Source organism: Maricaulis sp. MIT060901 (assembly GCF_047123815.1).
In the GTDB taxonomy this organism is placed as follows: domain Bacteria; phylum Pseudomonadota; class Alphaproteobacteria; order Caulobacterales; family Maricaulaceae; genus Maricaulis.
This window is the reverse complement of the sequence record NZ_CP138920.1, coordinates 699466-723842: the sequence shown is the minus strand read 5'-3', so window position 1 is coordinate 723842 and position 24377 is coordinate 699466. Positions and strand designations below refer to the sequence as shown.

Sequence of the window (24377 nt, the reverse complement as noted above, 5' to 3'; positions counted from 1 at the left end):
GTCCTATTCGGCCGGCACGCTGTGGCGTGCGGCTTCGGTGCTGGGCTGGTCGAGATCAGCCAGTGTGTAGACCGTGTGTGCGGCGGTGTCGGCTGTCGCGGGATAATCCGTGCGGAAATGTCCGCCACGGCTCTCGTTTCGGCGCAGCGCGGCGGTGACGATGAAGCGGGCGGCCAGCAGCGCATCGGCCGGACCATGACTGGCTTCCAGCGCGTTGATCAGCTCAATCAGCTCTCCAAGACCGCTGGCAGAACGCTCAACTCCGCAATGCCGGCTCATCGCCTGTCGCAAGCGTTGCAAGGCGAGATGGGGGAGTTTTCCTCCCCCGCTTGCGGGGGAGGTCCCGAGCTTGCGAGGGGGAGGGGGAAGGTCACGACGCCCCCCCTTCGACATCGCCTCAGCGCACCGCGCAGCAGCAACCAGGCCCTCTGCCAGAGAGTTGGACGCCAGTCGGTTGGCGCCATGCAGACCACTGGAGGCACATTCGCCTATGGCCCACAGGCCGTCGACAGTCGTGCGGCCATCGATATCGATTTTCACACCGCCCATATGATAGTGCGCGGTCGGGGCGACGGGGATCGGCTGCACGCGCGGATCAATGCCAGCGCGTTGGCAGGCCGCAAACACGGCCGGGAACCGGTCGGGAAATGCGTCTCCAATGGCCTCGCGGCAATCCAGGAAGGCCCCCAGTCCGCGGGCATTCTGGCGATGCACGGCGCGGGCCACAACATCACGGGGTGCCAACTCAGCCAGTTCATGCACCGGCTTCATGAAGCGCTCGCCTGTCTTGTCGATCAGGACGGCGCCTTCGCCGCGCAGGGCTTCGGTACACAAGGGTGCCGGGTCGAGATCGGCGTTGAGCGCGGTCGGGTGGAATTGCACGAATTCCGGATCCTGGATCTGCGCGCCCAGGCGGGCTGCCATGGCCATGGCCTGCCCCTGCGCCCCGGCCGGTGTCGTGGTCAGGGCAAACAGGCCCCCCGCACCGCCCATGGCCAGAACTGTCTCATCGGCGAAGATGGTTTCAGCCTCACCGTCTGGTCCTTCGGCGAGGGCGCCGGCACATCCGGTCTCGCCCGAAAGCAAGTGAACCGCTTGCCAGCCATCGCGGACATGAATGTGTTTGCTGGCGCAAACAGCCTCGATCAAGGTCGCCATGATTGCGGCCCCGGCGCCATCTCCCTTCACACGGGCCACCCGATGTGCGGAGTGGGCGGCTTCGCGCGACAGGGACCAGTCAGCCCCATTGCGCTCGAACGGCGCGCCAATCGCGGCCAGCGCCCGGACCTCCGCCGCGGCGCCCTCGGCCAGGGCGTGCGCAGCATCAGCCTTAACCAGGCCAGCACCCGCCATCATGGTGTCGCGCGCATGCAGGGCCGGGCTGTCATTATCGGCCAGCGCTGCAGACACGCCGCCCTGCGCCCAGCCAGACGCAGCGCCCTGGCCCAGCGGGGCACCTGTCAGCAACACAACCTCGCGCGGCGCCATCTTCAACGCCGCCCAAAGCCCTGCAATGCCGGCTCCGATGATGAGAACGGGGCGGGTCATAATGGTTCACGCAGCTCCATCAGGAAATCGTCATGGTGGCGGATGATCCGGCAAAGAAAGTCGCCATGCACGCGATCAAGATCATTGGTGTGCAACGGCCATTGATCTGAACAGTCGCCGCTCAGGCATACGCAGCCATAGCTGGCGGGATATGTTCCAAGCCCACGGTCAGGGTCATAATTCGCGACGAACAACGCGACCTGCCTCTCATCCCAGCTTGGTGGTATCCGCGCGACCAGCGAGACCTCGCCGGGGCGAACAATCGCCGGATTGCTCGGTCTGTGTGAGATGGTGCGAGCGTCCCGCCGGTCCGTTGGCCGAACTGTGACATCTGCCTCCAGCAGTTGATCAAGCCGCATGTTGAAGGCGGTGATGCTTAGGTTGCGGTCGATGCCGATGTTATCTTCCACATGAATCAAGTTTCCGATAAGCGGACGATTGCGCTCTCCGGTAAGGCGTATCGGGCGCTCGGTTTTTACTTCGTGAATGCGTGCATCCAGAAGACGGGTGTAACCTTCTCTGTCACGCCAACAATCGCGAGGAGTCTCTCCCCCCTGACCACGCTCCACAACCCGGCAAAGCGGCTGATAGACAAAGGCGATGAGTTCCATGTCGCGGGCATCAACTTCATCGAAATCGATATGTGGATCCGCGAAGGTTTCGATCATGATTGCGGTCGGGGGCATGCTCCCGCTCGGTAGACCGGGCGGCGGCGAGGTTCTGGCATAAACTTCTGAAAGATCCTTGTAAAACATGTGGTCGCCTGACGGCAGGCGGAAGTGGTTCATGCGCAGGTGCCCGCTCAGCCGGACCCAGCGACATTGGAATTCGGACGGTTGTCCCGTCAGTCGTCGGCGGTCGAGATCTGCGAGTATCTGAGACATCGTCGCTGTGATAGGGGCGTTGGGGGAAGTGCCTTGATCTTCGACGGACATGTCGGCGCAAATTGCCGGTTCCGGTATGACGATGTGGTCTTGCGCGACGGCTGCTGCGGTAGCCGGAAAGAGAAGCGCAAACAAGAATGTGCAGAACAAGCGTAAACGGATCATCCTAACAGCTCCTCCCGGCGCAGGGCCTGTTTGAGGGCGCTGTGATTACGTTTGTCGAAAGTGACCAGGAAGATGGTTTCCAGCCTGGTCGCCTGGGCGGCTTGTGCGACGGTTTGAACGGCGATGCGAGCTGCCGCCTCGACGGGGAAACCATAGGCGCCCGTGGAGATGGCGGGGAAGGCCAGGGTTTTCGCGCCGAGAGCGTCGGCCTCCGCGATCGAGCGGCGGTAACAGGATTGCAGCAGGTCAGCTTCGCCGTTATCGCCACCGCGCCACATCGGGCCGACGGTGTGGATGATCCAGCGGCACGGCAGGTCGTGGGCGCCAGTGACCTTGGCATCCCCGGTCTCACATCCACCCGCGAGGCGACATTCTTCCAGGAGGCCGGGGCCGGCGGCGCGGTGGATCACGCCATCAACGCCACCACCACCGAGCATGCGGCGGTTGGCAGCGTTGACGATCGCATCGACCTCAAGCTCGACAATGCTTTGACGTGTGAGTTCTACGTTGGCCATGATGGCCTCCGCGACTAGATGCTGACCAGCTCGACCGGTTTTTCCTGCTTGCTCGGGTCAAAGCTGGCCGGGACGGCGGGCTTGGGCAGGTCGAGCATGGCCTGGACGGCGGCGCGGGCGCCTTCGATGACGGTGTCGTCGACCTCGACCTCGTGCTGGCCGAATTTCAGGCAGTCATAGATGTTTTCCAGCGTGATTTTCTTCATGTGCGGGCAGAGATTGCACGGGCGCACGAAATTCACTTCCGGAACTTCAACCGTGACATTGTCGCTCATGGAGCATTCGGTCAGCAGAACGGCGGTCTTGGCGCCGCTCTTGCGCGCCCAGTCGGCCATGGCGGCGGTGGAGCCGGCGAAATCGGCAGCCTGGACCACGTCCAGCGGGCTTTCCGGGTGGGTGATGATGACAACGCCGGGATGAGCGTCGCGCAGGTCCTGGACGTCCTGGGCGGTGAATTGCTCATGCACTTCACAGCTTCCGGCCCAGGTGAGGATTTTCACATCCGTCTGTGCGGCGACATTCTTGGCCAGATACTGGTCCGGCAACAGGATAACGGTGTCGCTGCCCAGGCTCTCAACGACCTGGACGGCGTTGGAGCTGGTGCAGGTGATGTCGCACTCGGCTTTCACATCCGCCGTGGTGTTCACATAGGTGGCCACCGGAATGCCCGGATAGGCCGCCTTGATGCGGCGCACATCCTCCGCCGTGATGGAGGTCGCCAGGCTGCAGCCGGCGCGGGTGTCGGGGATGAGGACCGTCTTGTTCGGTGCCATGCACTTGGCCGTCTCGGCCATGAAATGCACACCGGCCTGGACGATGATCTCGGCATCGCTGTCGGCGGCCATGCGCGCCAGGGCCAGGCTGTCGCCCATCAGATCGCCAACCGTGTGGAAGATGTCGGCGGTCATGTAGTTATGCGCCAGGATGACGGCTTTCTTCTCTTTCTTCAGCTCGTTGATGGCGTGGATCAGAGCGGCCTTCTGCGGCCATTCCATCGGTGTGACAACGTGTTTCACGCGCGCATAGAGATGATCGGTCGCGGCTTTCACCTCGTCCGTATAGGGCAAGTCATAGGTGTCGGACGTGCGGCCTTCATCGGCCTGCAGGTTCTTGTCCCAGCTAAGTCCGTCCATCTTCCCCTCCATTTTGCTCAAAGTGAGCATTACTCAGATCTGAAAATTGGCGATCAGAACAATCGCCTTTTGCTCGAAGTGAGCCTAATTGGTGATCCCTGTATATGCTCAGCCGGAGCATAGTGCAAGAGTTTGATCGCTCAGGAGACGACGACGCCGGAATAGACCGCGAACAGGGCGGAAGCCGTTGTAATCACGCCGAAAAGTGTGCGTTTCACGCCGCGCGAATCCCATGAAAATCCCAGCAGCGGGATGGTGGTCAGGATGGCAAACAACAGTGACAGAAGATAAATCTCATGAAACGCGGCCAAGAGGGCGGCCAGATAGCTGAGACCGGAAAGGCCCGCATTCGTAATCACACTGGTACGCACAACACACTCCCCCGGAAGCGGCAGCAATTATGTGTGGTGAGGGTGAATATGCAACCTATCTCACGGATCTTTGAATTCTATTCGTGTGGCAGGGCAACGCCGAGCTGCCGTAGCCGGGCCAGCTCGTCGCATAGACACCATTGCTCGATGATCCGGCCGGACTGGAAACGATAAATCGACATTTCCTCGATGCGGATTTTTCGTCCTGTCGGGGCGATACCCCAGAATGGGCCCTCATGGGTGCCCGTCGAAACATAGCGGGTCACAACCCGGTCATATTGTTCGATCGTGTCGAGCACGGTTTCCGTCCAGTCGGGGAAGGCGGAGCGGATCCGCTCGACGCCGTATTCAACCCCGGCAAATCCCGAGCGCTGAGGGGTTTCGCTGCTGCCCGGCCAATGGGCCAGGAAGTCCGGGTGATAGATCGCTGCAATGCGCGAAAGATCGCCATTATTCCAAAGGGCGTGAAGCTGATACACGATGTCGACTTGCGGGCTCGTGGTCATCCGTCGCTCAGGCGTCGCGCAGTTTTGGCGTGGCCAGGCCCAGCGAAGGCAGGCCCGCCAGGGCTTCGCGGCAATAGCGATAGAGCTCGGCCGGGCGTCCGCCCGTCTGGCTTTCCATCTTGCCCGTGCCTTCTACAAAACCAGCGCGATCAAGCGCGCGGCGGAAATTCTGCTTGTGCAGGCGATAGCCGATAATAGCTTCCACCGAGTGCTGCAGGGTGGAGAGGGTGAAGGCTTCCGGCATCAATTCGAAGGCGACTGGCCGGTATTTCACCTTGCCACGCAGGCGGGAGAGGGCCGTGGCCAGGATGCGGCGATGATCGGAGGCCATGGTCAGGCCGAGGCCAGGACAGCCAGAAGGGCGATCCGCCTGGCCGTCGCGGGCAGCTTCCTCAACCAGACCGGCCTCGTACAGCAGCTCGTAGCGATCCAGCACCCGTTCTTCATTCCAGCGTGATCCGCCTTCGCCGAAGGTTTGTTTGAGCCGGTCGTGACGGGTGGCGCGGCGATCGGGCGCCGCGGCCTCGTCCGCCCAGGCCGACAGGCGCGGCAGGATTTCCGCGTCGATGACAGCGGGTTTGCCCTCACGCCAGTCTTCCCAGGGGAAAAAGCCATACCAGTCGCGCCACAGGCCACCGCCATCGGGCGGCGTGGAGGTGTCAGACGTCAGGGCGAGATAGCCGACCGAGATGATGCGGCCATCGCCGATATCGGTCATCGCGGCCACGGGCGCCTCCCGGCCGCGATCACCGAATGTGTAGAGCTGTTCGACATAACCCAGCTGGAAACGCGCCTGTTCCTGCACCCAGCGGCGCAGGCCGATCTCAAATGTGCGGTGTTCCGCCGGGTTGAACGGACCGAAGGGCAGGGCCACCTCGGTATTGTCCTGGGGCACGATGAGAACCTGCGGGCGATCCTGGTTTACGGTCAGGATCACCGCATTCAGTCCCACCACAAGTTCAGTCGCTGTTGGCATCAGCCGGCATCCTCGACTTCTGCAAGCGTCTGCTCAAACCGGTCGAGGAACAAGGCCTGGGCGTCCTTGACGCACAACGGGCGGATGGCGATTTCCAGCCCGGGCGGCGGGCGACCGAAGAATTCAACGGATTCCTCGTGCGTGAAGCCGGCGATCTGGGTCGCCTCGAAATAGGCGCAGACAATGTCGGCGCGCTTGATCTTGCGTTTGACGTCCTGGCTCAGCTTTGGCGGCAGGCCGAACCGCAGGTGGACAGCAGCCTCGAGCCGGTCCTCGAAAGCACGATAATCCACACCGAGTGCCGCCTTGAACGGGCTGATCATGTCACCGATCACATATTCCGGTGCGTCGTGCAGCAGGGCGGCCAGTCGCCATTTCGGTGCCAGGCCGGGATAGAGATGATCGACAATCTCAAGCACCACGACAGAGTGTTCCGCAACAGAGAAGGCGTGATCGCCCTTGGTCTGGCCATTCCAGCGCGCAACACGTGCGAGGCCATGGGCGATATCCTCGATCTCCACATCAAAGGGCGAGGGGTCGAGCAGGTCCAGCCGGCGGCCGGAGATCATTCTCTGCCAGGCACGGGGCTGTTTGGTTTTACTGGCGGCAGTGGCGCGGGGCATGAGGCCTCAAATGACTGATTGACAGGCAGGATGTAACAGAGCCAGCGCCGCGGCTCCACCGATGTGCTGCACGCAGCTGATGAAAACTGTGCGGTCTTGTCGCGCTTGCAGGTCTGGACCGGTGGCCCGACCTTGGCTGATATATCCATAAATAAATAAGGGAGAATTCCATGTCTCTGACACGTGTGGTCATGCGCCTGGGGCGCAATCCCGATGCTGGTTACCCCGAAGGGGATGACAATCACGGCTATGTCGTCGTGGCGCCGCTGGACAAGGACGGGCATCTCGATGTGGAGATGTGGCGCGAACACCGCGCCCGCTGCACGGTCGATCGTTTCTCGCCCGAGGACGCGGAGAAGGCGGATGGCTGGCTGACTCATCGCGGCAGTCACTGGTTCTTCCAATATGACGAGGAACACGAAGGCCCGGACGAACCGGTCTTCAGCCTCGGTGATCATCTGCTACGGATCGGAGAGTATCTCACCATCCACGAAGCCGACGGCGATGACCTGACCTACAAGATCACCGAAGCACAGAAAGTCTAGCTCGGGAACGCCCGCTGCCCCGACAGCAAAACGCCCTCAGCGAGGAGCTGAGGGCGGTTTGTGTCGCAGGAGCGGTGAGGCCTATTCCTCAGCGACGATCGCGATGACGGACAGGTCCGGGCTGATGGCCAGGCGGGTGGCACCTGCCAGGGCGGAAATGTCGCCGGCTTCAGTCCAGGCGTCTCCATTCCAGTAGACCAGCTGGCCGTTCGATGTCGACAGGAAGGCAACGCCATCAGTGGGCAGGCCCGCGCTGACGAAGTCCTCCACACCCTCCGGCATGGCAAACAGCGGTGTGTCTTCTGCGGCGCGGAAGTCGAGATAGTGAACCGTGTGATTGCCGTCTGCATCGGCGAGGGAGTGATAAACACCCGTGCCGCGCGGATTGCGCCAGAAGGTGCGACCCGGATTCTCCGCGATCTGGGTCACGGTCTCCGGCGCGGTCGAGCGGTCGATCAGCTGCAGGGTAAAGGGATTACCGCTGTCTGGCTCACCCAGATAGAACGTCGCGACATAACGCAGGTCGGCGGAAAATTCGTAATAGCCAACCGGCGCCAGCGCGTGCGCCGCACGCGGATTGGCATTGCCGTCATCCGCCAGATAGGCATTGCCGGCATAACCGCCCGGCGGCTGGTAGAGATAGGACAGCGCGCCTTCGGACGGCGGGACTTTCGGCGAGTATTCGCTCGCATCCGGCGTATCGGTCAGCTGGGCGCTTTCGCCTGACGCCAGGTCGTAGCGCCAGATATCGGTATTGCCGTTTTCGCCAGCAGACGTGTAGAGCACGCCGCCATCACTCGTGAAGAAGGGCTGGTTGTCATAACCCTCATCACCGATGCGACCGATCTGATCGCCGAGGGCTGGCGTGTCGCCGTCCCAGCTGAGTGCGTAGAGATAGATGTCCTGGCTCGGCGGAGCGGGGACGTCCTCCGCAGCCTCTTCCTCGGCCGGAGCCTCGGTTTCAGCGGCAGCCGCTTCAACCGGTGTTTCCTCTTCAGGCGTCTCGGTTTCAGGCGCGGAACAGGCGGCCAGGCCGGCGGCCAGCAAAAGTGAAAGGGTAATACGCATCAACGTTTCCTCACGGCTGCAGCACCCACGCCGTAACCGGCGCCGAAGGCACACATGACACCGTTCTCGCCGGCGGCCATGTCCTCGGAGTGTTGTTCGAAATTGATCACGACAGAGGAGGAGGATGTGTTTCCGTATTCCTGCAGGATGGCCGGCGCATTCTCCGGCGTCCGGTCGCGTCCCAGGATACGTTTGGCAATCATGTCGACCATGCGGATATTGGCCTGGTGCAGCCAGGTGCGGCGCACGTCTTCCGGCGCGAGGTCGATCTGTTCCATCAACGACTTGGCCACGGTCGGTGCGAAACCGACCACGTCCTTGAAGACCTTGTGACCATCCTGGTCGAGACCCGGTGTGTAATCGGCCTGGACCGTGCGCTCGGCCTCGTTGAGGAAGCCGAAATCAGAGCGCAGGGCGATGGAATACTTGTTCTGGCAGTGTGTGCCGAGCACTTCCCAGCCGCCTTCGCGGCCCTCATCGGCTTCTACCAGGATTGCACTGGCTGCGTCACCGAAGATGAAGTGCACATCGCGGCGCGAGTGCACATTGATACAGGTCATGATTTCCGGCGAGCACACCAGGATACGCTTGGCCTGGCCGGACTTGATCATGCCATTGGCGATATGCAGGCCGTAGAGCGCGGAGGCACAGGCCATGGTCAGGTCAAAGGAAAAGCCCGCCGAGCCGATCTTGTCCTGGATCTCGCAGGCCATGCCCGGGAAATTGCGCTGCTGGGCGGAGGAGGCGACGATAACGCCATCAACATCCGAACCCGCGACACCGGCCTTTTCCAGCGCCGGCGTGACGGCTTTCATGGCGCATTCGGCCTGGAAGGCGGTCTCCTCGAAGGGGCGCGGTTCGATGCGCGGCACCAGGGTGTCGGTATTGAGAATGCCCGACTTCTCGATCACATGCCGACGTTCAATGCCTGACGCATTGACGATGAATTCGGCAGAGGAGAGGGGAACCTCATCCATCGCGCCCGCGGCGATGGCGGCCGCATTGTCGGAGTTAAAGCGCTCTGCATAGCTGTTATAGCTGGCGACGAGCTCTTCATTGGTGATGACGTCTTCAGGAATCCAAGAACCCGTCGAGCGGATGATGCTGGTCTGCACGAGAATGCCCCGCTTGTTACACTTGTCGGCAGCCTAACGATTGCGAATAGCTAATCAATGCATCGCAGCATCGCGCCGAAAAAATTTCGTTTTGCTCGAATGTGCGGCAAGTCTGCCCAAGATTGCAGCGAAGTCGCAAGAAAGCAGAAAAAATCCTGCCGCAGATTCGACGCGGGCCGATGGCGCTCCCTAGTTTTTGTGCAACGCAAAAAAGCGGGAGGTAACCCCAATGGAACAGATCGCACTAGATAGCGGCAATGTCGCCTGGATCCTTACTTCAACAGCCCTGGTCTTGCTGATGACGCTGCCGGGCCTGGCCCTTTTCTATGCCGGCATGGTTCGCCGTATGAATGTGTTGTCGACGATGATGCAGAGTTACGGCGCTGCAGCTGTGGTGACCCTGGTCTGGGCGGTGGCAGCCTATTCACTCGCTTTTACGGACGGGGGAGCGCTCAACAGTTTTGTCGGGGGTCTGGATCGGGTTTTTCTGGCCGGCGTGACGCCGGACACGGTGTCGGGGGACCTGCCTGAGAACCTGTTCTTCATGTTCCAGCTCACCTTTGCGATCATCACCGTCGCAATCATCGCCGGCGCTGCTGTTGAGCGTATCCGTTTTTCTGCCTTCCTGATCTTTGGCGCGGTATGGATGGTGCTGGTTTATGCGCCGATCTGTCACTGGGTCTGGGGCGGCGGTTTCCTGGGCGAGGCCGGCGTGCTGGACTTTGCCGGTGGTGCTGTGGTGCACATCAATGCCGGTGTGGCTGGTCTGGTGCTGGCCAAATTTCTCGGACCGCGCCGCGGCTATCCGGGCGGCTCCATGATGCCGGACAATCTGGTGTTGACGCTGATCGGTGCAGGCCTGTTGTGGGTTGGCTGGTTTGGCTTCAATGGCGGTTCGGCCCTGGGTGCCAATGGCAGTGCAGCCCACGCCATGGTGACGACTCAGCTGGCGACGGCTGCGGCTGTTGTGACGTGGATGGTCCTGGAATGGGTGCTGCGCGGCAAGGCAAGCGCGCTGGGCGCAGCCTCCGGTGCGGTTGCCGGCCTGGTAGCCATCACGCCAGCTGCAGGATTTGTTCCGGCCTGGGCGAGCTTTTTTGTCGGCATCGGCGGTGCGCTGGGCGCTTATTACGGTGTGACCGGCCTCAAACGCCTGCTCAAGATCGATGACAGCCTGGATGCGTTCGGCCTGCACGGTGTAGGCGGCCTTGTGGGCGCGATTTTGACGGGTGTCTTCGCGGTCGAGGCGATTGGCGGCACGGGCGGTGCCATCGAAGGCAATCTGATGCAGGTGTGGACCCAGACCTGGGGCGCGCTGGCGGCAGCCATCTACTGCGCCGTTGTCACCACTGGCATCCTGTTTGTCCAGTCCAGGCTGATGAAATTGCGGGTTGAGGAAGAGGAAGAGATCAAGGGCCTCGACACCTCCCTGCACGGGGAATCGGTCAACTGACCGGCCCCGACCAAGTTTCGCGTCTAAACCACTCCTCCCCGGTTTGAGACGTTTCACTGGCCCGGTAGCAAGCGCTACCGGGCCTCTTTTTTACCACACACCGGCCAGCGCAATGACAAAGGCCACTGCGATAACGGTGTTGAGAAGCTTGGACAGGAATTCCAGGGCGCGCATGCAGAGACCTCCGTTGCTGACGGGGTCAAGCTGACAGGCAGGGGCGTCAGAAACGGTCGCCTGTTCGATGCGGAGGTATCAATGACCGGCGAGGCGCGGTGATCAGCGCTTCTGCACGTAGATCGAACCAGCCGAATAGCCTGCACCGAAAGAACAGATCAGCCCCTTTTCGCCCGTCGCGAAATCGTCACTGTGACGGTGGAAGGCGACCAGCGAACCGGCACCGGCGATATTGGCGAACTCGTCCAGGACAACCGGCGCTTCATGTGGTTCGAAATCGCGGTCAAAGACCTTGCGCGCAATCATCTGGTTCATGTTGATATTGGCCTGGTGCAGCCAAAGGCGTTTCATGTCGTCCGCAGTCAGGCCCTGTTTGGCCAGGTCGCCCAGGATCATCTCGATGACCATCGGGCAGACTTCCTTGAAGACCTTGCGGCCTTCCTGCACGAAATAGCGATCCTCGAAACCCGGTTCCGGGTCTTCAGACGCATTCAGGAAGCCGAAATTCGAGCGGATATTGTTTGAAAACTTCGTCATCATGCGCGTCATCATGATGTCCCAGCCACCGTCTCCGGCGATATCCTCGGCCTCGATCAGCACGGCCACGGCGACATCACCAAAGATGAAATGACTGTCGCGGTCGCGGAAGTTGAGCTGCGGTGTGGTGATTTCCGGTGTCACGACCAGTACCGATCTGGCCATGCCGGTCTTGATCATGTTGATCGCCGAGATCATGCCGAACGTGCCGGACGAACACGCCACTGACATGTCGTAACCAAAGCCCTCGATACCCAGCGCCTGCTGGATCTCGATGGCGATGCACGGATAGGTGCGCTGCATCGAGGTGGCCGAGCAGATCACAGCATCGACATCGGCCGCATCACGGCCCGCCGATTCCAGCGCCTGTCTTGCAGCCGCGACACCCGCCTCCGCCATCAGGCAGATGTCCTCGTCCGGGCGCGGTGCAATGCGCGGGCGCATGCGATCCACATCCAGCACACCGGCCTTGTCGATAGTGTAGCGCGACTTGATGCCGGACGCTTTCTCGATGAAGGCGGTGGAGGAGGGGTTGAGCGGTTCAACCGAGCCGCGCTCGATGGCGTCGGCATGTTCGGCATTATGCTTCTCGACCCAGGCGTTGAAGCATTCCACGAGCTCCTCGTTCGAGACACTCTCGTCCGGTGTCCACAGGCCGGTGGAACGGATAACGGCATTCATGGCGCTTACTCCAACGCAATCAGGAACAGCGGAACCTAGTGAGATTGCTGCGACAGGTCACGGGGAAAGCTGCGATTGGGGTAATGGGAGCGTTTCGCCTCGGCAAAAGACGTTGTCATCAACGGTCCCCCTCGCCCATCTGGGGCGAGGATGAGTCGAGTATTCCTAGCCTCCAGCGGAGGGAACAAGGTTTAAATCTCATGCAGGCAGGACGCCGTACAGGGTTTCTCAGGTCAAGGGCGCGAAGCGCCGCGTCGCGGTTTCACCCTTGACCTGAGAAACCCTGTACGGCCCGATCTCGGCATAAGATTTAAGGGGTAGAAGGGGGGGGCTGCATTGGGTTCGCCCGGAATGCGAAAAGATGTGATATGCTGCGAGACCTTGTTGAGGTTGTGCGGCTATGTTCCCTCAATGCTGGTAGGAGGAGCAGGCAGTTGACTGGGCTTGCAGGAAAGGCGCTTACGGCGCTTTGCGTTTTGGTGTTCGCGCTGATGTCGCTGGCGTATTTCGCGTTCAGCATGAGTGCTTTTCGCGATGGTAATCCACAATGGCTCTGGCTTGACCGCGTTCTGGTGTTTGTCTTGACCGTGGTTTTGCTGAGGGGGCTCATCACCAAGGGTATTAGCTTCAATAGCTTCGACCAAAAAATCGCGGCAGTTTTGTTTGCTGGCATCTCCGCAATTGTGACCCTGATCTGCGGGACGGTGTTTCTTGTGGGGATTGCGCAGCTGTAACTCGTCGGGTCACGCGCGGTTTTGTCATTACGACGCACGAGTAGACTGCTTGTCGCCTACGGCGCAGCTCGTGCGCCCCGGCCCTAGCTCAGGTATGCTTCCGGTTGGACGAAAAGTGTCTAGCTGCGCCCTAATCCCGGTCTTCCACGCGGTGGCGGGGCTGGACGCGGTCGTGACCGGTTTCGTCCGGGCAGATCCATTCGCCCGGCGCGGTCGGGTCGTGGGGGCCGGACTGATAGCAGTCATTGGGGCCAAGCTCGTCGGCCCGCGGATAGTCATCTCGGTCAAAGCCGTCAAAGCTGGCGCAACCAGCGATGCTCGCGGCGGAAAATCCAATAAGGGAGAGACGTGCAATCATCGTTTTCATCTGTGCGGTCCTTTACACACTACGCCTGATCAGCCACGGATGAAGGCTTGCACCTCTCGGTGGCGGGGGCAAGTGACTTCGTGGTCATTGACCATGCCCATGGCCTGCATGAAGGCGTAGACGATCACCGGACCTGCAAACTTGAATCCCCGTTTCTTGAGATCCTTCGAGATCTGCTCGCTCAGCGCCGTTTTGGCCGGGATGTCCGCCAGCGTCCGGAACTGGTTCTGGATCGGTGTGCCATCGACAAAATCCCAGAGATAGCGGGAAAAATCCGTGCCTTCGTCCCGCATGTCCAGATAGGCGCGGGCATTGCCGATCGTCGCCTCGATCTTGGACCGCGAGCGTATGATACCGGCATTTCCAAGCAGGGTCTCGATCCTGGCCTCGTCATACCGGGCGATGATCTCCGGGTCGAATCCGTCAAAGGCGGTGCGGAAATTCTCGCGCTTGCGCAGGATGGTGATCCAGGCCAAGCCGGCCTGGAAACCGTCCAGGATCAGCTTCTCCCACAAGGCCCGGCTATCATATTCCGGCACACCCCATTCAGTGTCGTGATACTCGGCATAGATCGGATCAGGCGTGTTCACCCAGGCACAGCGGTTTTGCATCAGATGCGTTCCGCGGCCGGTTCCGGTTCAAGAGCTTCGGGTACGATTGTCGAGGCGGCGATGTCACCGGCGCTCAACGTGCCGTCGGCCTTCTCCAGCTTGTCCAGACGCACCAGGGCGACTGCCTGTCTCTCGTGGCTTGAGGTGATCTCGCCAATGCTCGTGTCACCAGCCCTGAGCGGGGTGCCTGCGGGCGGCGCTTCGCCGTCAAAGGTCACAGCGAGTGAACGTTTGCGGATGGTGCCGCGACGTTTCATGCGGGAGACAACTTCCTGGCCAATGAAACAGCCCTTGGTCCAGCCGACGCCGCCATAAACGTCCAGGTTCACATCGGTCGGAAATACTTCGGCCTCGCCATAATCGCGGCCAAAGGCGGGGATGCCGGCAGGGATTTCGATCGTGTCGAGAGCGAGTGATTCATGGGTCTCATCGCTCACCGAACGCCAGAGCTGGCCGGGCAGGCGCGGATCCTCGCTGGCACCCTCGAAGGCGGCGGTGGACCAGAGCGCGTGCAGGGCGGTCTCGTGCGACAGGGTCACATCGGCCTTGAGGCGGTACATGGTCAGGCGCTTGAGCAGGGCTGCTCCGGCGCTTTCGGAGACGTCGATATCGATCCCGTTCTCACGAGAGAACATCATGAAATCACAGATGATCTTGCCCTGGGGCGTCAGCAGGGCGCCGGGGCGGATCGTCCCGATCGGGAAATTCTCGACATCGGCGGTGATCACGCGTTGCAGCAGGGTGCGGGTGTCCGGGCCCACCAGCCGCAGGATGGCGCGTTCGGGCAGTTGAAAAATGGCATCACTGGTCATGCCCTAGCATATGGCATTGCAGCGCTGGCTGGCCAAGAGGGGCGGTGCGGGTTATCCCCGGCGCCCATGGAACGCGTGCTTTTCATCACTTCGACCCGGATCGGCGATGCCGTGATCAATTCCGGCATCCTGCAGCATCTGCTCGAGACCCGCCCCGAGGCGCGTTTCACGATTGCCTGTGGTCCGCTGGCCGAACCGCTGTTCCGTGCCCTGCCACGCCTGGACGAGATCATCGTCATGGCCAAGAAAAAGGGTGGCGGTCACTGGATGGACCTGTGGCAGCGCACGGTCGGCAAGCGCTGGGACCTGGTGGTGGATATCCGCGGCTCGGGTACCAGCTATTTCCTGTGGACGAAACAGCGGCGCATCCTCAAACGCCCGGAAACCCCGATCAACAAGGTCGAGGAAGCGGCCTCCATCCTGCGCCTTGGTCATGTGCCGGATCCAACGCTCTACGTGTCCGATGACGGCCACAGAGGCGCGCTGGAAACCCTCAATGACAAACAGCCCTGGCTGGCCGTTTGTCCCTCTGCCTCGGCACCATACAAGGTCTGGCCGGGCGAGCGCTTCGGTGAACTGCTCAAACGCCTGATCGCTGCCGACGGCCCGATGGCCGGCGCGAAAGTCGCGATATTCGGCGGTCCGGGCGATCATGATGCCGCCACGCCCATTTGCGATGCGCTGGAGAACGACCAGGTGCTCGACCTGACCGGTAAGCTGGCGCTGGATGATGTGGCAGCCTGTCTGCACCGTCCGCGCCTCTATATCGGTAATGACAGCGGGCTGATGCATATCTCTGCTGCGGCCGGGATACCTACGCTGGGGTTGATGGGGCCAACGGATGACCGGCTTTACGGGCCCTGGGGTGAAAACACGGCGGTGGTGCGCGGCGCCACCTCGTTTGAGGAACATTATGCGCGTTTCAAGAACAAGCGGCGTTTCCAGCCGGAAAGCCTGATGCTCGACCTCGACGTCGAGGCGGCGTATGAAGCCGCTATATCTCTCTTGCAAAGGACAGAAGAACAATGAGCCAGACATTCGACTTGCTGCTCAAGGGCGGCGAAGTAGTAAATCACTCCGGTCGCGGCCGGGCGGATGTCGGCATCATTGATGGCAAGACGGTGGAGATCGGTGATCTCAGCCAGGCCTCGGCCGGCGAGGTGATCGACTGTACCGGCCTGACCGTGCTGCCCGGCGTCATCGACAGCCAGGTGCATTTCCGCGAGCCGGGCATGGAGTGGAAAGAGGACCTCCAGTCCGGATCCCTGTGTGCGGTGCTGGGCGGTGTGACGGCTGTCTTCGAAATGCCCAATACCGAGCCGACGACGACGTCGCCGGACATGCTGATCGACAAGCTCAACCGGGCCAAGGATCGCATGCATTGCGACCATGCCTTCTATGCCGGCGCGACCAACGAGAATACGGGCGTTCTGGGCGAGATGGAGCGCATGCTGGGCTGTTGTGGTGTGAAGGTCTTCATGGGCGCCTCCACCGGCTCCCTCCTGGTGCAGGATGATGAAGGTGTGGAGCGTGTGCTCAACTCCATCCAGCGCCGGGCGGCTTTCCACTCCGAAGACGAGTACCGCCTCGCCGAGCGCCGTGGGCTCGCCGTTGAGGGCGACTGGACCAGCCACCCGGTCGTGCGCGATCCGGAAGCGGCAATGATGAGCACGAAACGCCTGGTACGCCTGGCGCGCAAGACGGGCAAGCGCATCCATGTGCTGCACATCTCCACCGCCGAGGAAATGGAATTCCTGGGCCAGCATCGCGATATCGCCAGTGTCGAAGCGACGCCCCAGCACCTGACGCTGGAAGCGCCGGGCATCTACGAAGAGATCAAGGGCCGCGCCCAGATGAACCCGCCGGTGCGCGAGGCGCATCATATTGCGGGCCTGTGGCGCGGACTGCAGCGCGGTGTTGTCGACGTTATCGGTTCCGATCACGCGCCGCACACGCTGGAAGAAAAGGCCAAGCCCTATCCGCAAAGCCCGTCCGGCATGCCGGGCGTGCAGACCCTGGTTCCGGTCATGCTGGATCACGTCAATGCGGGCCGGCTGACGCTGGAGCGTTTTGTCGACCTGACCTCGCACGGCGTGCAGCGCATTTTCGGTCTGTCCGGCAAGGGCCGTATGGCGGCGGGCTGGGATGCCGATTTCACCATTGTCGACATGAACCACTCGCGTGAGATCACCGATGAATGGTCCGCCTCCAAGTCCGGCTGGACGCCGTTCCACGGACGCACCGTCAAGGGCTGGCCGATTATGACCATCGTGCGCGGCAAGACGGTGATGCGCGATGACGAGCTGGTCGGGCACGGGCTGGGCGAGCCTGTTAAGTTCCTGGAAGCGCTTCCAAAGCAATAAGCTGTAAGCGTGAGGCAGAGTTGATGGAGAAGACCTTGGACCAGCGTCAGAGTTTCTATTTTTTCGACATCGACGAAAATATCCTGCACCTGCCGACACGTGTGCACCTGCTCAACACCATGACCGGTGAGGAGCGGCCCATGCGCCAGCATGAGTATGAAGAGATCAAAGCCTATCTCGGTGTGCCTGGCCTGTGGGAAGACTGGGCCGATCCGCCGGCGCGGTCCTATCGCGAATTCGCTGATGGCCAGGACCGCAATGGCGAGGAATACCTGCTGCGCGACGTCCGCCGGGCCCTGGATACGGCCAACTGGCGGGGGCCGTCCTGGAAGATATTCAAATACGCCGTACTCAAGCGTCGCCCGATCGCCATCATCACCGCGCGCCAGCACTCCCGCGAGATCATCAAGGCAGGCATCAAGCTGCTGGTTGATTCCGGTCACCTGCCGGAAGAACCCGACTACTTGGCGATCTATCCGGTCTCCAACCCGGAAGTGCGCGAGGAGTTGGGCACCCACCTGACCACGGCCGCGCTCAAGCGCGAGGCCATCCACCAATGTGTGGAGATCGGCCTTGAACGCTACGGCCGCAGCCTGCCGCATTCCTTCGGCATGTCGGATGATGACCTGAAAAACGTCGACCTGATCACCTCGGCCATGCTCCAGTCCAAGCTGGACTATCCGGAGAAACGCTTTTTCGTCATCTCCACCAATCGCCGTCGCCACGTGAAGATGGAAATCCTCCCGCCCCACAAAGACGAAGAAAAGCTTCGTGAGGCGGAGGACGATTATTACGGCTAGCTGGAGCGGTGCACGGCCAGCAAAGGCACCCGTGCGGCGCGCAATGCGGGCACGAACCCGCCCAGGAAGCCGACGATCAACGCCAGGATGATCCCGCCGAACACGGCATCGCTGGTCACGGCGAATGAGAATACGACCTGGGTGAAACCACTGCCCAGCGTCGACGCGCTGATACCGTCAAACACCAGATAGACCGCCAGCGCGCCAACAAGTCCGCCGAGTGCGGCCAGCAGCAGGCTCTCCACCATGGTGCCGATCGCTGCGGAACTGCCCGAGAAGCCGATGGCACGCAGGGTGGCGATCTCCTTCATCCGCGTATCCACCGATGAATACATGGTGTTCCAGGCCCCCGCTAGCGCACCCACCGCCATGGCGATGGCCAGCGGCCAACCCAGGAACATGATCAGGTCGGAGGTGCCGCCAGCCTGTTCAGCGAAATACTCGACCTCGTTATTGATATCCAGATTGAGGCGAGGCTCGTTCTCGGCATAGGTTCTCAGCTCTTCGATGGCTTCCGGGGAGGACAGCTGGGCGCGGATGGACTGGATGGACGTACCACGCTGATAGAGGTTCTGGATGGTGCCGAGATCGGCCCAGATTTCACTCTCGAAGACAGACCCGCCGGTCGAGAATGTGCCGACGACGACCCATTCATTCGTGCCGAGGCGGATGGATTGGCCAAGGTCAAAGCCTTCAAACTCACGCTGAACCGATTGCCCCACCAGAAGTTCGTTCGAACCGACCTCGAACATGCGGCCCTCGACAATGGAAAAATTGTCGCGCAGGGACGGTGCAGCTGCGCCGACGCCGCGCAAGGGCAGATTGGCCTCGGTCTGGCTGGAGCGCTTGATGCCATCGACGATGACATAGAGTTCGCCGGACACAATGGCTTCGCCCTCAGCATCGCGCGCAATGCCGGGGGCTTCCTCGATCAGGCGTTGCTGGTCGAGGCTGAGGCCGGAATTGAGTTCGGCCTGGGAGCCGCCGCGCAGCATGATCGCGACATCATCGGAACCCGTTGAAGAGAGCGTCGCGCGGAAGCCATTGGCCATGGCCAGAAAACCGAGCAGGACGGCAACAACGAGGGCGATCGAGAAAACCGTGGCCAGTGACAGCGCCCATCTTTGCGGGATGGAGCGGAGATTGATCATGGTGACCGCGAGGGTTTGGGAAAACATGGCCAGCCTCCTAGTGCTTGTTGAACGCGTCAATGATGGACAGGCGCTGGGCTGCCAGGGCGGGACCGACCCCGGTGATAAGGCCCAGGGCCAGCATCAATCCCAGCGCGATCCCCACAACGTCCATGGGCATGGACAAGCCGGGCAGGAAGCCGGCGAGGGCACCCGCAGCCCCATTGACGATCAGGGTCGCCAGGCCCAATCCGACCAAGCCGCCGACAAAGCTGAGCAGAACGGATTCAGCGAGCACCATGCGGAAGATGCGCGGGGAGGGGAAGCCCAGCGTCTTCATCACCGCGATCTCCTTGGTGCGCTCATTGATCGCCATGATCATCGTCGTGCCCACAATCATCAGGATGGTCGCGAAAGCCGCGCCGATGACGGACAGCAGGATCATGGCGATATTGCCAACCTGCTCCAGGAACGCCTTGTTGAAAGCCGCTTCGGTGGTGGTCTCGGTTTCGGCGGACGAGTTTGCGAACAGGGCGTCCACCTCGCGGATCACCGCATCATTGATGTCCGACCCCGTCGTCGTGACGACCATCCAGCCGATGCGGTCCCGGTTGAAGGCCAGGCTTTCATTATAATACTCGTAGTGAAATACGGCATAGTTCGACGGTGCGGTTTCCTCGGCACCGTCAAAGATGGCGCAGATGTTGAAATCCCAGTCAGAACTGCCGTCGTTTTGCTGCCAGATGTTCGAATTCAGCGGGATCCTGTCCCCGAGTGACCATTCGAACTGTGCTGCCAGGTCGGCTCCGACCAGGAGGCAGGTCCGGTCCGTGATGAACGCGGCACGTTGATCATCCGGCATCACCATTTCCGGATAGACAGAGAGCCAGGTTTCCGGCTCGACGGCAAAGGTCTGCACGAAGTTGCGCGGGTCCTGGTAATAGCCGCCGAACCAGTTCGCGTGGCTGACATTCTCCACGCCTTGCACAGACTGCACGCGGGAGTAATAGGCGATCGGCATGTCCTGGGTGAAATTGATGCGATTGACCGTGATCAATCGATTGGCAGCAGCCAGGTCCACCCCGGCCGTCCAGACATTGTAGAAGGCGCCAAGAGCACCAAAGATCAGGAAGGCGATCATGATGGAGAAGGTGAGGAGGATGGCCCTCAGCTTCTTGCGGAAGAGATTCTTCCGGATCAGGGTCAGATCATTCATCAGGCTGCTCCCGTCTCCACGAAGCGGCCCTTGTCGAGATTGAGTTGGCGGCTTGCATAGCCCGCGGCGGCCGGGTCGTGCGTGACCATGACGATGGTCTTGTTGAGCTCGCGGTTGAGCAGCTGCAGCGTCTCCAGAACTTCATCGGCCGTATTGCGGTCCAGGTCACCGGTCGGCTCGTCACACAACAGGACTTTCGGGTCGGCGACGATGGCGCGGGCGATGCCCACACGCTGTTGCTGACCGCCGGACAATTGCGCGGGGCGGTGTCCCTTGCGATCGAGAATGCCGACAATGTCGAGCGCGGTTTCCACCCGGCGCTTGCGTTCCTTGCCCGACAGATTGGTCAGCAGCAGGGGAAGTTCGACATTCTGCGCCGCGCTCAGCGTCGGCATGAGATTGTAGAACTGGAAGATGAAACCGACATGCTGGGAGCGCCATTTGGCAAGCTTGCCCTCGGACAATTTGTCGACCCGGGTGCCTTCGCAATCGACAGCACCGGAGGAGGGGCGGTCGATGCCGCCGAGCAGGTTGAGCAAGGTCGTCTTGCCTGAGCCTGAAGGCCCCATGATCGAGATGAAATCGCCCTGGTCGATCGTCATGTCGAGTTGCTCGAAGATCGTGATCGACTCCTTGCCCCGCGTATAGCGTTTGGACAGGTCAGTAAGCGTATACAGGGCGGTCATCTCTATGTCCTTTCCGGGTATATCCAGAAACTTTAAATCACAAAGTACTTTTATTCAACAAAAGTCACACGCGCAGCCATGTCCGGCAGAATCCGGTCGTCGCGTTCGTCGAAGGCGACGCGGACGCGGATGGTCGCGCGGCTGCGGTCTGCGGTGGGAATGATCGCTTCTACATGGGCGGCAATGCGCCAGTCCGCATAGGCGTCCAGGCGAGCCTCAACCCTCTGATTGCGCACGACACGACCGATCTGGCTTTCATTGACGTCGACTTCGATCTCCAACGATTGCATGTCGACAAGGGTCGCAACACCGGTTCGCGTAAAGCCACCGCCGGCTGAGGCTGGGGACAGGATTTCACCGACCTGGGCGTTCTTGGCGATAACAACGCCAGCAAACGGCGCACGCACGATATGGCGATCGATGAGATCTTCCTGGGAACGGATCTGCTCGCGAATGCTGGCCGCGTCGGCGCGTGATGCGGCCAGCTGGGCCTGGAGGCTCGACAGGCGGGCCTGGGCGGCTGTGACACTGGCTTCTGATCCGATCTCGCGCTCAAGCAAGGTCGTTGCCCGATCAAGGACACGCTGTGCTTCCTCGACATCGGCGACAAGCGAGCGGCTCCGGGCCTGTGACGCCGTTGACTGAGTGCGCAGGACACTGAGCTGGATCTGAGCCCGTTCATCATCCAGTCTGGCGAGAATCTGGCCCTCCTCGACGACGGTGCCTTCCTCGACCAGGACCTCCCGGATACGCCCAGTCAGGTCAGCGGATACGGTCGCCTGGCGTCGCGCCACTACATATCCGGATGCCACAAGACCGGAAGACCGCTCCGGCCGGGTCGGGGCAGGTGTTGTTTCCTGCGGGACAGGCGGCGGTGTCGTCGTGGCCTGCTGGGCAGCGGCTTCCTGCGGCTGCTCTGTCGCGTCGCTCCGCATTAACCACCAGGTGCCGGCAGCACCCAGCGCCGCCGCGAGAACGGCTACGGTGGCGACTGTTCCGAATCCGGCACCGGACGGGCCTTCATCATCGCTTCGGTCAATGCTCAAGGAATGCAGTTGGGAACTGCGATCAGACATGGTGGTACCCCCTCAACTCGCACGCGCATTTATTCAGCATAATTGTCGTTCTGGCGAGCGAATTCGAGCGGATTCCTGCAGGAAGTTTCCCGCTAGTCGAAATACGCCGACCGCATCAGTTCCGACAAATCCCGGCCGCGATGGGCCAGCGCCCGGCGTTCGGCTTCGACCTGGGGGCCGCAGACGGCGCGGAAGCGTTGCTGGACGCGATAGCCTTCGTTGAAATTCTCGATCAGGCGGTCACGGCGATTGCGGGATTCGGCAGCTTCCATGGCCAGAAGGGCGATCATCTGGTCGCGCCAGACCTGGGCATCATTGCCCGAGCAGGCATAGTCCAGATAGTGCAGCTCACCGAGTGTATAGGCGAGATAGGGCAGGATGCGTTCGACATCGACACTGGGCTCGGCCGGTTCCTCCTCGCGGAAGTTGCGGTTGTCACGACGATTGTCGAACCGGTTGTCCCGTTGCTGTGTTCGATCGCTCGGACTGTCGCGGAAGGTCTGGTTGGTGCGCAGGTCAATAGCCCTGTTATCGCCGCGCTGAGGCTTCTGGGCTTCAGCGGTGATCGGCAGGAGGCAAAGACACAGAATGACAGTCAGCGCGCGCATGATGCCTATTTCACCGCTGATTGTGGCGGCTGCATGGCGCTGACCATTTTTAGGGCACGCCCGATGACATCGCGGGTCTTGTCCCAGCGGGTCAGGGCCAGGGCTTCCTCGAGCGGATAGAAGACCGCTTCATCCACATCATCCTGCGCCAGCGGCTCGCCCGAGACCCAGCGAGCGGCATAGTCGACCAGCAGGTAATGCCAGTCGCCCGGCTGTCCCTTTTCGCGCAGGCCGATGCTGTCGACGACATCGATCAGGCCGACAATTTCCGCCTCGACACCGGTCTCTTCCTTCAGCTCGCGCAAGGCGGCTTCCGAGGTGGTTTCGCCATACTCGATCTTGCCGCCCGGAATGGACCATTCGCCCTGATAGGGTGGTTTGCCGCGGCGGATCAGCAGGACTTCGCTCTCGCCGCGAATGACGACAATGCCGGCCGCGGGAACAGGGGCGCGATCAGACATCATATTGTCCATTGGGGGACCAGACCGCGAGTTCATTGTCACTGGGATCCTTGAAGTGGAAACGGCGCCCGCCCGGGAAATTCTGGCGGTCGAACACGGTCGAGCCCGCGGCCTCGACACGGCGTTCGGCCGCTTCCAGGTCATCGGCCGCCAGAATAATCAGCGCGCCGGTGGGGAAGGGCTTCTCCTCCAGTCGCAGACCGCCGTCGAGCCCCGCATTCGTGAACGCCGCATAGCCCGGGCCATAATCCTCGAAGGTCCAGCCGAAGGCATTGGCGTAGAACGCCTTGGCCGCGTCCATGTCGGTGACGGGCAGTTCGTTATAGTCGATTTTCAGCACGGGAGTGTCGCTCATGTCCGCCTATTTGGCGGTCCATCCGCCATCCACGCTGATCCAGGAACCATTCATATTGGCCCCGGCGTCGGAGACAAGATAGAGCAACGCGCCAGCGAGCTGTTCATAAGTGACGAACTGCTTGGTTGGCTGGGCGGCCAGCATGACATCGCGCACGACTTCCTCTTCGGAAATACCGCGCGCCCTGGCCGTGTCGGCGATCTGGTTTTCCACCAGCGGTGTCTTCACATATCCCGGGCAGATGGCGTTACAGGTGATACCGTCCTCCGCCACTTCCAGGGCCAGCGTCTTGGTAAAGCCCATCACGCCGTGTTTGGCCGCGACATAGGCGGATTTGAACGGCGAGGCGACCAGGCCGTGGGCCGAGGCCAGGTTGACGATCCGACCCTTGCCCTGGCGTTTCATGATCGGCACGGCCGCCTTGGCACCATGGAAGACGGACGACAGGTTGATAGCTATGATCGCATCCCATTTCTCGGCCGGGAAATCCTCAACCGGGGAGACATGCTGGATGCCAGCATTGTTCATCAGGATGTCCAGCCGCCCGAACTCTTTCTCGGTCGAGGCAACCATGTCGGCGATCTCGTCCGCCTTGAGCATGTTGGCGCCGTGGTAACGCACCTCGACTCCATGATCGGCCGAAATTTTCGAACGCAGCGCCTCGATCTCGTCGGCATCTCCCAGCCCGTTGAGGACGATGTGGGCGCCGTTCTCTGCGAGTGCCTCGGCCATGGCCGCACCAATCCCGCTGGTCGAGCCAGTGACGATGGCCACCTGGCCGGTGAGATCAGTGCGAACTCCAGACATGAATGACCTTTCAAGTTTGTGCTGTGCGCAAGAAAGGGGATCAGGCGCGGGGGGTCA

At 61.3% G+C, this 24377-nt stretch carries 28 protein-coding genes; 6 read left to right on the top strand and 22 right to left on the bottom strand.

Translation table 11 applies throughout. The features are described 5' to 3' along the window. Positions 1–3 precede the first annotated feature (3 nt). From SIC17_RS03735 to SIC17_RS03700, 8 genes are all read right to left on the bottom strand, one after another. Complete coding sequence (locus tag SIC17_RS03735; protein WP_412546428.1) at positions 4–1548, bottom strand: L-aspartate oxidase; 1545 nt, start codon at positions 1546–1548, stop codon at positions 4–6. Further along, entirely contained in the window at positions 1545–2597 is a 1053-nt protein-coding gene (locus tag SIC17_RS03730; RefSeq protein ID WP_412546427.1) for a hypothetical protein, read from the bottom strand. The genes SIC17_RS03735 and SIC17_RS03730 overlap by 4 nt, the downstream gene beginning before the upstream one ends. Further along, positions 2594–3112 (bottom strand): O-acetyl-ADP-ribose deacetylase, encoded by a 519-nt coding sequence (locus SIC17_RS03725; protein WP_412546426.1) that lies wholly within the window; start codon positions 3110–3112, stop codon positions 2594–2596. Before SIC17_RS03725 ends, SIC17_RS03730 begins: the two co-directional genes overlap by 4 nt. A 14-nt stretch (positions 3113–3126) precedes the next feature. Next, positions 3127–4275, bottom strand: coding sequence for a quinolinate synthase NadA (gene nadA / locus SIC17_RS03720; RefSeq protein ID WP_412546425.1), 1149 nt, complete (start codon positions 4273–4275; stop codon positions 3127–3129). 110 nt (positions 4276–4385) lie between these two features. Next, on the bottom strand, positions 4386–4616 hold the full coding sequence (locus tag SIC17_RS03715; RefSeq protein WP_291893957.1) for a hypothetical protein: 231 nt from the start codon (positions 4614–4616) through the stop codon (positions 4386–4388). A gap of 77 nt (positions 4617–4693) precedes the next feature. Further along, on the bottom strand, positions 4694–5122 hold the full coding sequence (locus tag SIC17_RS03710) for an ester cyclase (RefSeq protein ID WP_412546424.1): 429 nt from the start codon (positions 5120–5122) through the stop codon (positions 4694–4696). A gap of 7 nt (positions 5123–5129) precedes the next feature. Continuing rightward, the gene (locus SIC17_RS03705; RefSeq protein WP_412546423.1) at positions 5130–6098 is read right to left on the bottom strand and encodes an NUDIX hydrolase; all 969 of its coding nucleotides are present in this window, start codon (positions 6096–6098) and stop codon (positions 5130–5132) included. Then, positions 6098–6721, bottom strand: a complete 624-nt coding sequence (locus SIC17_RS03700) for an HD domain-containing protein (RefSeq protein WP_291893948.1) — start codon at positions 6719–6721, stop codon at positions 6098–6100. The genes SIC17_RS03705 and SIC17_RS03700 overlap by 1 nt, the downstream gene beginning before the upstream one ends. A gap of 170 nt (positions 6722–6891) precedes the next feature. On the opposite strand from SIC17_RS03700, the gene SIC17_RS03695 reads away from it, so the two are divergent. Beyond that, positions 6892–7266 carry a hypothetical protein gene (locus tag SIC17_RS03695; RefSeq protein ID WP_291893945.1) on the top strand — a complete coding sequence of 125 codons (375 nt, stop codon included), beginning with the start codon at positions 6892–6894 and terminating at the stop codon, positions 7264–7266. Positions 7267–7347: 81 nt separating this feature from the next. Here the strand turns inward: SIC17_RS03695 and SIC17_RS03690 are convergent, their stop codons facing one another. Beyond that, positions 7348–8334 carry a TolB family protein gene (locus tag SIC17_RS03690; protein WP_412546422.1) on the bottom strand — a complete coding sequence of 329 codons (987 nt, stop codon included), beginning with the start codon at positions 8332–8334 and terminating at the stop codon, positions 7348–7350. Beyond that, a complete protein-coding gene (locus SIC17_RS03685) occupies positions 8334–9449 on the bottom strand; it encodes a beta-ketoacyl-ACP synthase III (RefSeq protein WP_412546421.1) in 1116 nt (371 codons plus the stop codon). Before SIC17_RS03685 ends, SIC17_RS03690 begins: the two co-directional genes overlap by 1 nt. Positions 9450–9678: 229 nt before the next feature. Here SIC17_RS03685 and SIC17_RS03680 point away from each other — a divergent pair, with 229 nt between their 5' ends. After that, positions 9679–10902, top strand: a complete 1224-nt coding sequence (locus SIC17_RS03680; RefSeq protein ID WP_412546420.1) for an ammonium transporter — start codon at positions 9679–9681, stop codon at positions 10900–10902. A gap of 276 nt (positions 10903–11178) precedes the next feature. Here SIC17_RS03680 and SIC17_RS03675 read toward each other — a convergent pair whose 3' ends face one another. Beyond that, entirely contained in the window at positions 11179–12294 is a 1116-nt protein-coding gene (locus SIC17_RS03675; protein ID WP_412546419.1) for a beta-ketoacyl-ACP synthase III, read from the bottom strand. 434 nt (positions 12295–12728) lie between these two features. Between SIC17_RS03675 and SIC17_RS03670 the strand changes: the two genes are divergently transcribed. Further along, the gene (locus SIC17_RS03670) at positions 12729–13028 is read left to right on the top strand and encodes a hypothetical protein (RefSeq protein ID WP_291893931.1); all 300 of its coding nucleotides are present in this window, start codon (positions 12729–12731) and stop codon (positions 13026–13028) included. 130 nt (positions 13029–13158) lie between these two features. Here SIC17_RS03670 and SIC17_RS03665 read toward each other — a convergent pair whose 3' ends face one another. The 3 genes from SIC17_RS03665 to SIC17_RS03655 are packed head-to-tail and all read right to left on the bottom strand — an operon-like array spanning position 13159 to position 14818. After that, on the bottom strand, positions 13159–13395 hold the full coding sequence (locus tag SIC17_RS03665) for a hypothetical protein (RefSeq protein ID WP_291893928.1): 237 nt from the start codon (positions 13393–13395) through the stop codon (positions 13159–13161). A 29-nt stretch (positions 13396–13424) separates the two neighbouring features. Then, positions 13425–14006, bottom strand: coding sequence for a DNA-3-methyladenine glycosylase I (locus SIC17_RS03660; protein ID WP_412546418.1), 582 nt, complete (start codon positions 14004–14006; stop codon positions 13425–13427). Further along, positions 14006–14818, bottom strand: a complete 813-nt coding sequence (locus tag SIC17_RS03655) for a YgfZ/GcvT domain-containing protein (RefSeq protein ID WP_412546417.1) — start codon at positions 14816–14818, stop codon at positions 14006–14008. Before SIC17_RS03655 ends, SIC17_RS03660 begins: the two co-directional genes overlap by 1 nt. 66 nt (positions 14819–14884) lie before the next feature. On the opposite strand from SIC17_RS03655, the gene SIC17_RS03650 reads away from it, so the two are divergent. From SIC17_RS03650 to SIC17_RS03640, 3 genes are read left to right on the top strand one after another with little or no spacing between them, the layout of a single operon-like run. Next, positions 14885–15847 (top strand): glycosyltransferase family 9 protein, encoded by a 963-nt coding sequence (locus tag SIC17_RS03650; protein ID WP_412546416.1) that lies wholly within the window; start codon positions 14885–14887, stop codon positions 15845–15847. Further along, complete coding sequence (locus SIC17_RS03645) at positions 15844–17181, top strand: dihydroorotase (protein ID WP_412546415.1); 1338 nt, start codon at positions 15844–15846, stop codon at positions 17179–17181. The genes SIC17_RS03650 and SIC17_RS03645 overlap by 4 nt, the downstream gene beginning before the upstream one ends. 23 nt (positions 17182–17204) lie before the next feature. Next, positions 17205–17981 carry a hypothetical protein gene (locus tag SIC17_RS03640; protein ID WP_291893911.1) on the top strand — a complete coding sequence of 259 codons (777 nt, stop codon included), beginning with the start codon at positions 17205–17207 and terminating at the stop codon, positions 17979–17981. On the opposite strand, the gene SIC17_RS03635 is transcribed toward SIC17_RS03640, so the two are convergent. The 8 genes from SIC17_RS03635 to SIC17_RS03600 form a co-directional block, all read right to left on the bottom strand. Continuing rightward, the gene (locus SIC17_RS03635; protein ID WP_291893908.1) at positions 17978–19159 is read right to left on the bottom strand and encodes an ABC transporter permease; all 1182 of its coding nucleotides are present in this window, start codon (positions 19157–19159) and stop codon (positions 17978–17980) included. The two genes, SIC17_RS03640 and SIC17_RS03635, sit on opposite strands and share 4 nt — an antisense overlap. A 10-nt stretch (positions 19160–19169) precedes the next feature. Then, entirely contained in the window at positions 19170–20327 is a 1158-nt protein-coding gene (locus SIC17_RS03630; protein ID WP_291893905.1) for an ABC transporter permease, read from the bottom strand. Next, the gene (locus SIC17_RS03625; protein WP_291893902.1) at positions 20327–21013 is read right to left on the bottom strand and encodes an ABC transporter ATP-binding protein; all 687 of its coding nucleotides are present in this window, start codon (positions 21011–21013) and stop codon (positions 20327–20329) included. The genes SIC17_RS03630 and SIC17_RS03625 overlap by 1 nt, the downstream gene beginning before the upstream one ends. A 50-nt stretch (positions 21014–21063) precedes the next feature. After that, on the bottom strand, positions 21064–22089 hold the full coding sequence (locus tag SIC17_RS03620) for an efflux RND transporter periplasmic adaptor subunit (RefSeq protein WP_291893898.1): 1026 nt from the start codon (positions 22087–22089) through the stop codon (positions 21064–21066). Positions 22090–22181: 92 nt separating this feature from the next. Beyond that, positions 22182–22697: a TIGR02301 family protein gene (locus SIC17_RS03615; RefSeq protein WP_291893895.1), complete on the bottom strand. Its 516-nt coding sequence runs from the start codon at positions 22695–22697 to the stop codon at positions 22182–22184. A 5-nt stretch (positions 22698–22702) separates the two neighbouring features. Continuing rightward, positions 22703–23158 (bottom strand): NUDIX hydrolase, encoded by a 456-nt coding sequence (locus SIC17_RS03610; protein ID WP_291893892.1) that lies wholly within the window; start codon positions 23156–23158, stop codon positions 22703–22705. Beyond that, positions 23151–23513, bottom strand: coding sequence for a VOC family protein (locus tag SIC17_RS03605; RefSeq protein WP_291893889.1), 363 nt, complete (start codon positions 23511–23513; stop codon positions 23151–23153). The genes SIC17_RS03610 and SIC17_RS03605 overlap by 8 nt, the downstream gene beginning before the upstream one ends. 6 nt (positions 23514–23519) lie before the next feature. After that, a complete protein-coding gene (locus SIC17_RS03600; protein WP_291893886.1) occupies positions 23520–24320 on the bottom strand; it encodes a 3-hydroxybutyrate dehydrogenase in 801 nt (266 codons plus the stop codon). Positions 24321–24377 lie beyond the last annotated feature (57 nt).

Excerpts from the sequence above, each read along its gene's own strand:
- SIC17_RS03735 (WP_412546428.1), bottom strand. The coding sequence starts at position 1,548 with ATGACCCGCCCCGTTCTCATCATCGGAGCCGGCATTGCAGGGCTTTGG.
- SIC17_RS03730 (WP_412546427.1), bottom strand. The coding sequence starts at position 2,597 with ATGATCCGTTTACGCTTGTTCTGCACATTCTTGTTTGCGCTTCTCTTT.
- SIC17_RS03725 (WP_412546426.1), bottom strand. The coding sequence starts at position 3,112 with ATGGCCAACGTAGAACTCACACGTCAAAGCATTGTCGAGCTTGAGGTC.
- nadA (WP_412546425.1), bottom strand. The coding sequence starts at position 4,275 with ATGCTCACTTTGAGCAAAATGGAGGGGAAGATGGACGGACTTAGCTGG.
- SIC17_RS03710 (WP_412546424.1), bottom strand. The coding sequence starts at position 5,122 with ATGACCACGAGCCCGCAAGTCGACATCGTGTATCAGCTTCACGCCCTT.
- SIC17_RS03705 (WP_412546423.1), bottom strand. The coding sequence starts at position 6,098 with ATGCCAACAGCGACTGAACTTGTGGTGGGACTGAATGCGGTGATCCTG.
- SIC17_RS03700 (WP_291893948.1), bottom strand. The coding sequence starts at position 6,721 with ATGCCCCGCGCCACTGCCGCCAGTAAAACCAAACAGCCCCGTGCCTGG.
- SIC17_RS03695 (WP_291893945.1), top strand. The coding sequence starts at position 6,892 with ATGTCTCTGACACGTGTGGTCATGCGCCTGGGGCGCAATCCCGATGCT.
- SIC17_RS03690 (WP_412546422.1), bottom strand. The coding sequence starts at position 8,334 with ATGCGTATTACCCTTTCACTTTTGCTGGCCGCCGGCCTGGCCGCCTGT.
- SIC17_RS03680 (WP_412546420.1), top strand. The coding sequence starts at position 9,679 with ATGGAACAGATCGCACTAGATAGCGGCAATGTCGCCTGGATCCTTACT.
- SIC17_RS03675 (WP_412546419.1), bottom strand. The coding sequence starts at position 12,294 with ATGAATGCCGTTATCCGTTCCACCGGCCTGTGGACACCGGACGAGAGT.
- SIC17_RS03665 (WP_291893928.1), bottom strand. The coding sequence starts at position 13,395 with ATGAAAACGATGATTGCACGTCTCTCCCTTATTGGATTTTCCGCCGCG.
- SIC17_RS03660 (WP_412546418.1), bottom strand. The coding sequence starts at position 14,006 with ATGCAAAACCGCTGTGCCTGGGTGAACACGCCTGATCCGATCTATGCC.
- SIC17_RS03655 (WP_412546417.1), bottom strand. The coding sequence starts at position 14,818 with ATGACCAGTGATGCCATTTTTCAACTGCCCGAACGCGCCATCCTGCGG.
- SIC17_RS03650 (WP_412546416.1), top strand. The coding sequence starts at position 14,885 with ATGGAACGCGTGCTTTTCATCACTTCGACCCGGATCGGCGATGCCGTG.
- SIC17_RS03645 (WP_412546415.1), top strand. The coding sequence starts at position 15,844 with ATGAGCCAGACATTCGACTTGCTGCTCAAGGGCGGCGAAGTAGTAAAT.
- SIC17_RS03640 (WP_291893911.1), top strand. The coding sequence starts at position 17,205 with ATGGAGAAGACCTTGGACCAGCGTCAGAGTTTCTATTTTTTCGACATC.
- SIC17_RS03635 (WP_291893908.1), bottom strand. The coding sequence starts at position 19,159 with ATGTTTTCCCAAACCCTCGCGGTCACCATGATCAATCTCCGCTCCATC.
- SIC17_RS03630 (WP_291893905.1), bottom strand. The coding sequence starts at position 20,327 with ATGAATGATCTGACCCTGATCCGGAAGAATCTCTTCCGCAAGAAGCTG.
- SIC17_RS03625 (WP_291893902.1), bottom strand. The coding sequence starts at position 21,013 with ATGACCGCCCTGTATACGCTTACTGACCTGTCCAAACGCTATACGCGG.
- SIC17_RS03620 (WP_291893898.1), bottom strand. The coding sequence starts at position 22,089 with ATGTCTGATCGCAGTTCCCAACTGCATTCCTTGAGCATTGACCGAAGC.
- SIC17_RS03615 (WP_291893895.1), bottom strand. The coding sequence starts at position 22,697 with ATGCGCGCGCTGACTGTCATTCTGTGTCTTTGCCTCCTGCCGATCACC.
- SIC17_RS03610 (WP_291893892.1), bottom strand. The coding sequence starts at position 23,158 with ATGTCTGATCGCGCCCCTGTTCCCGCGGCCGGCATTGTCGTCATTCGC.
- SIC17_RS03605 (WP_291893889.1), bottom strand. The coding sequence starts at position 23,513 with ATGAGCGACACTCCCGTGCTGAAAATCGACTATAACGAACTGCCCGTC.
- SIC17_RS03600 (WP_291893886.1), bottom strand. The coding sequence starts at position 24,320 with ATGTCTGGAGTTCGCACTGATCTCACCGGCCAGGTGGCCATCGTCACT.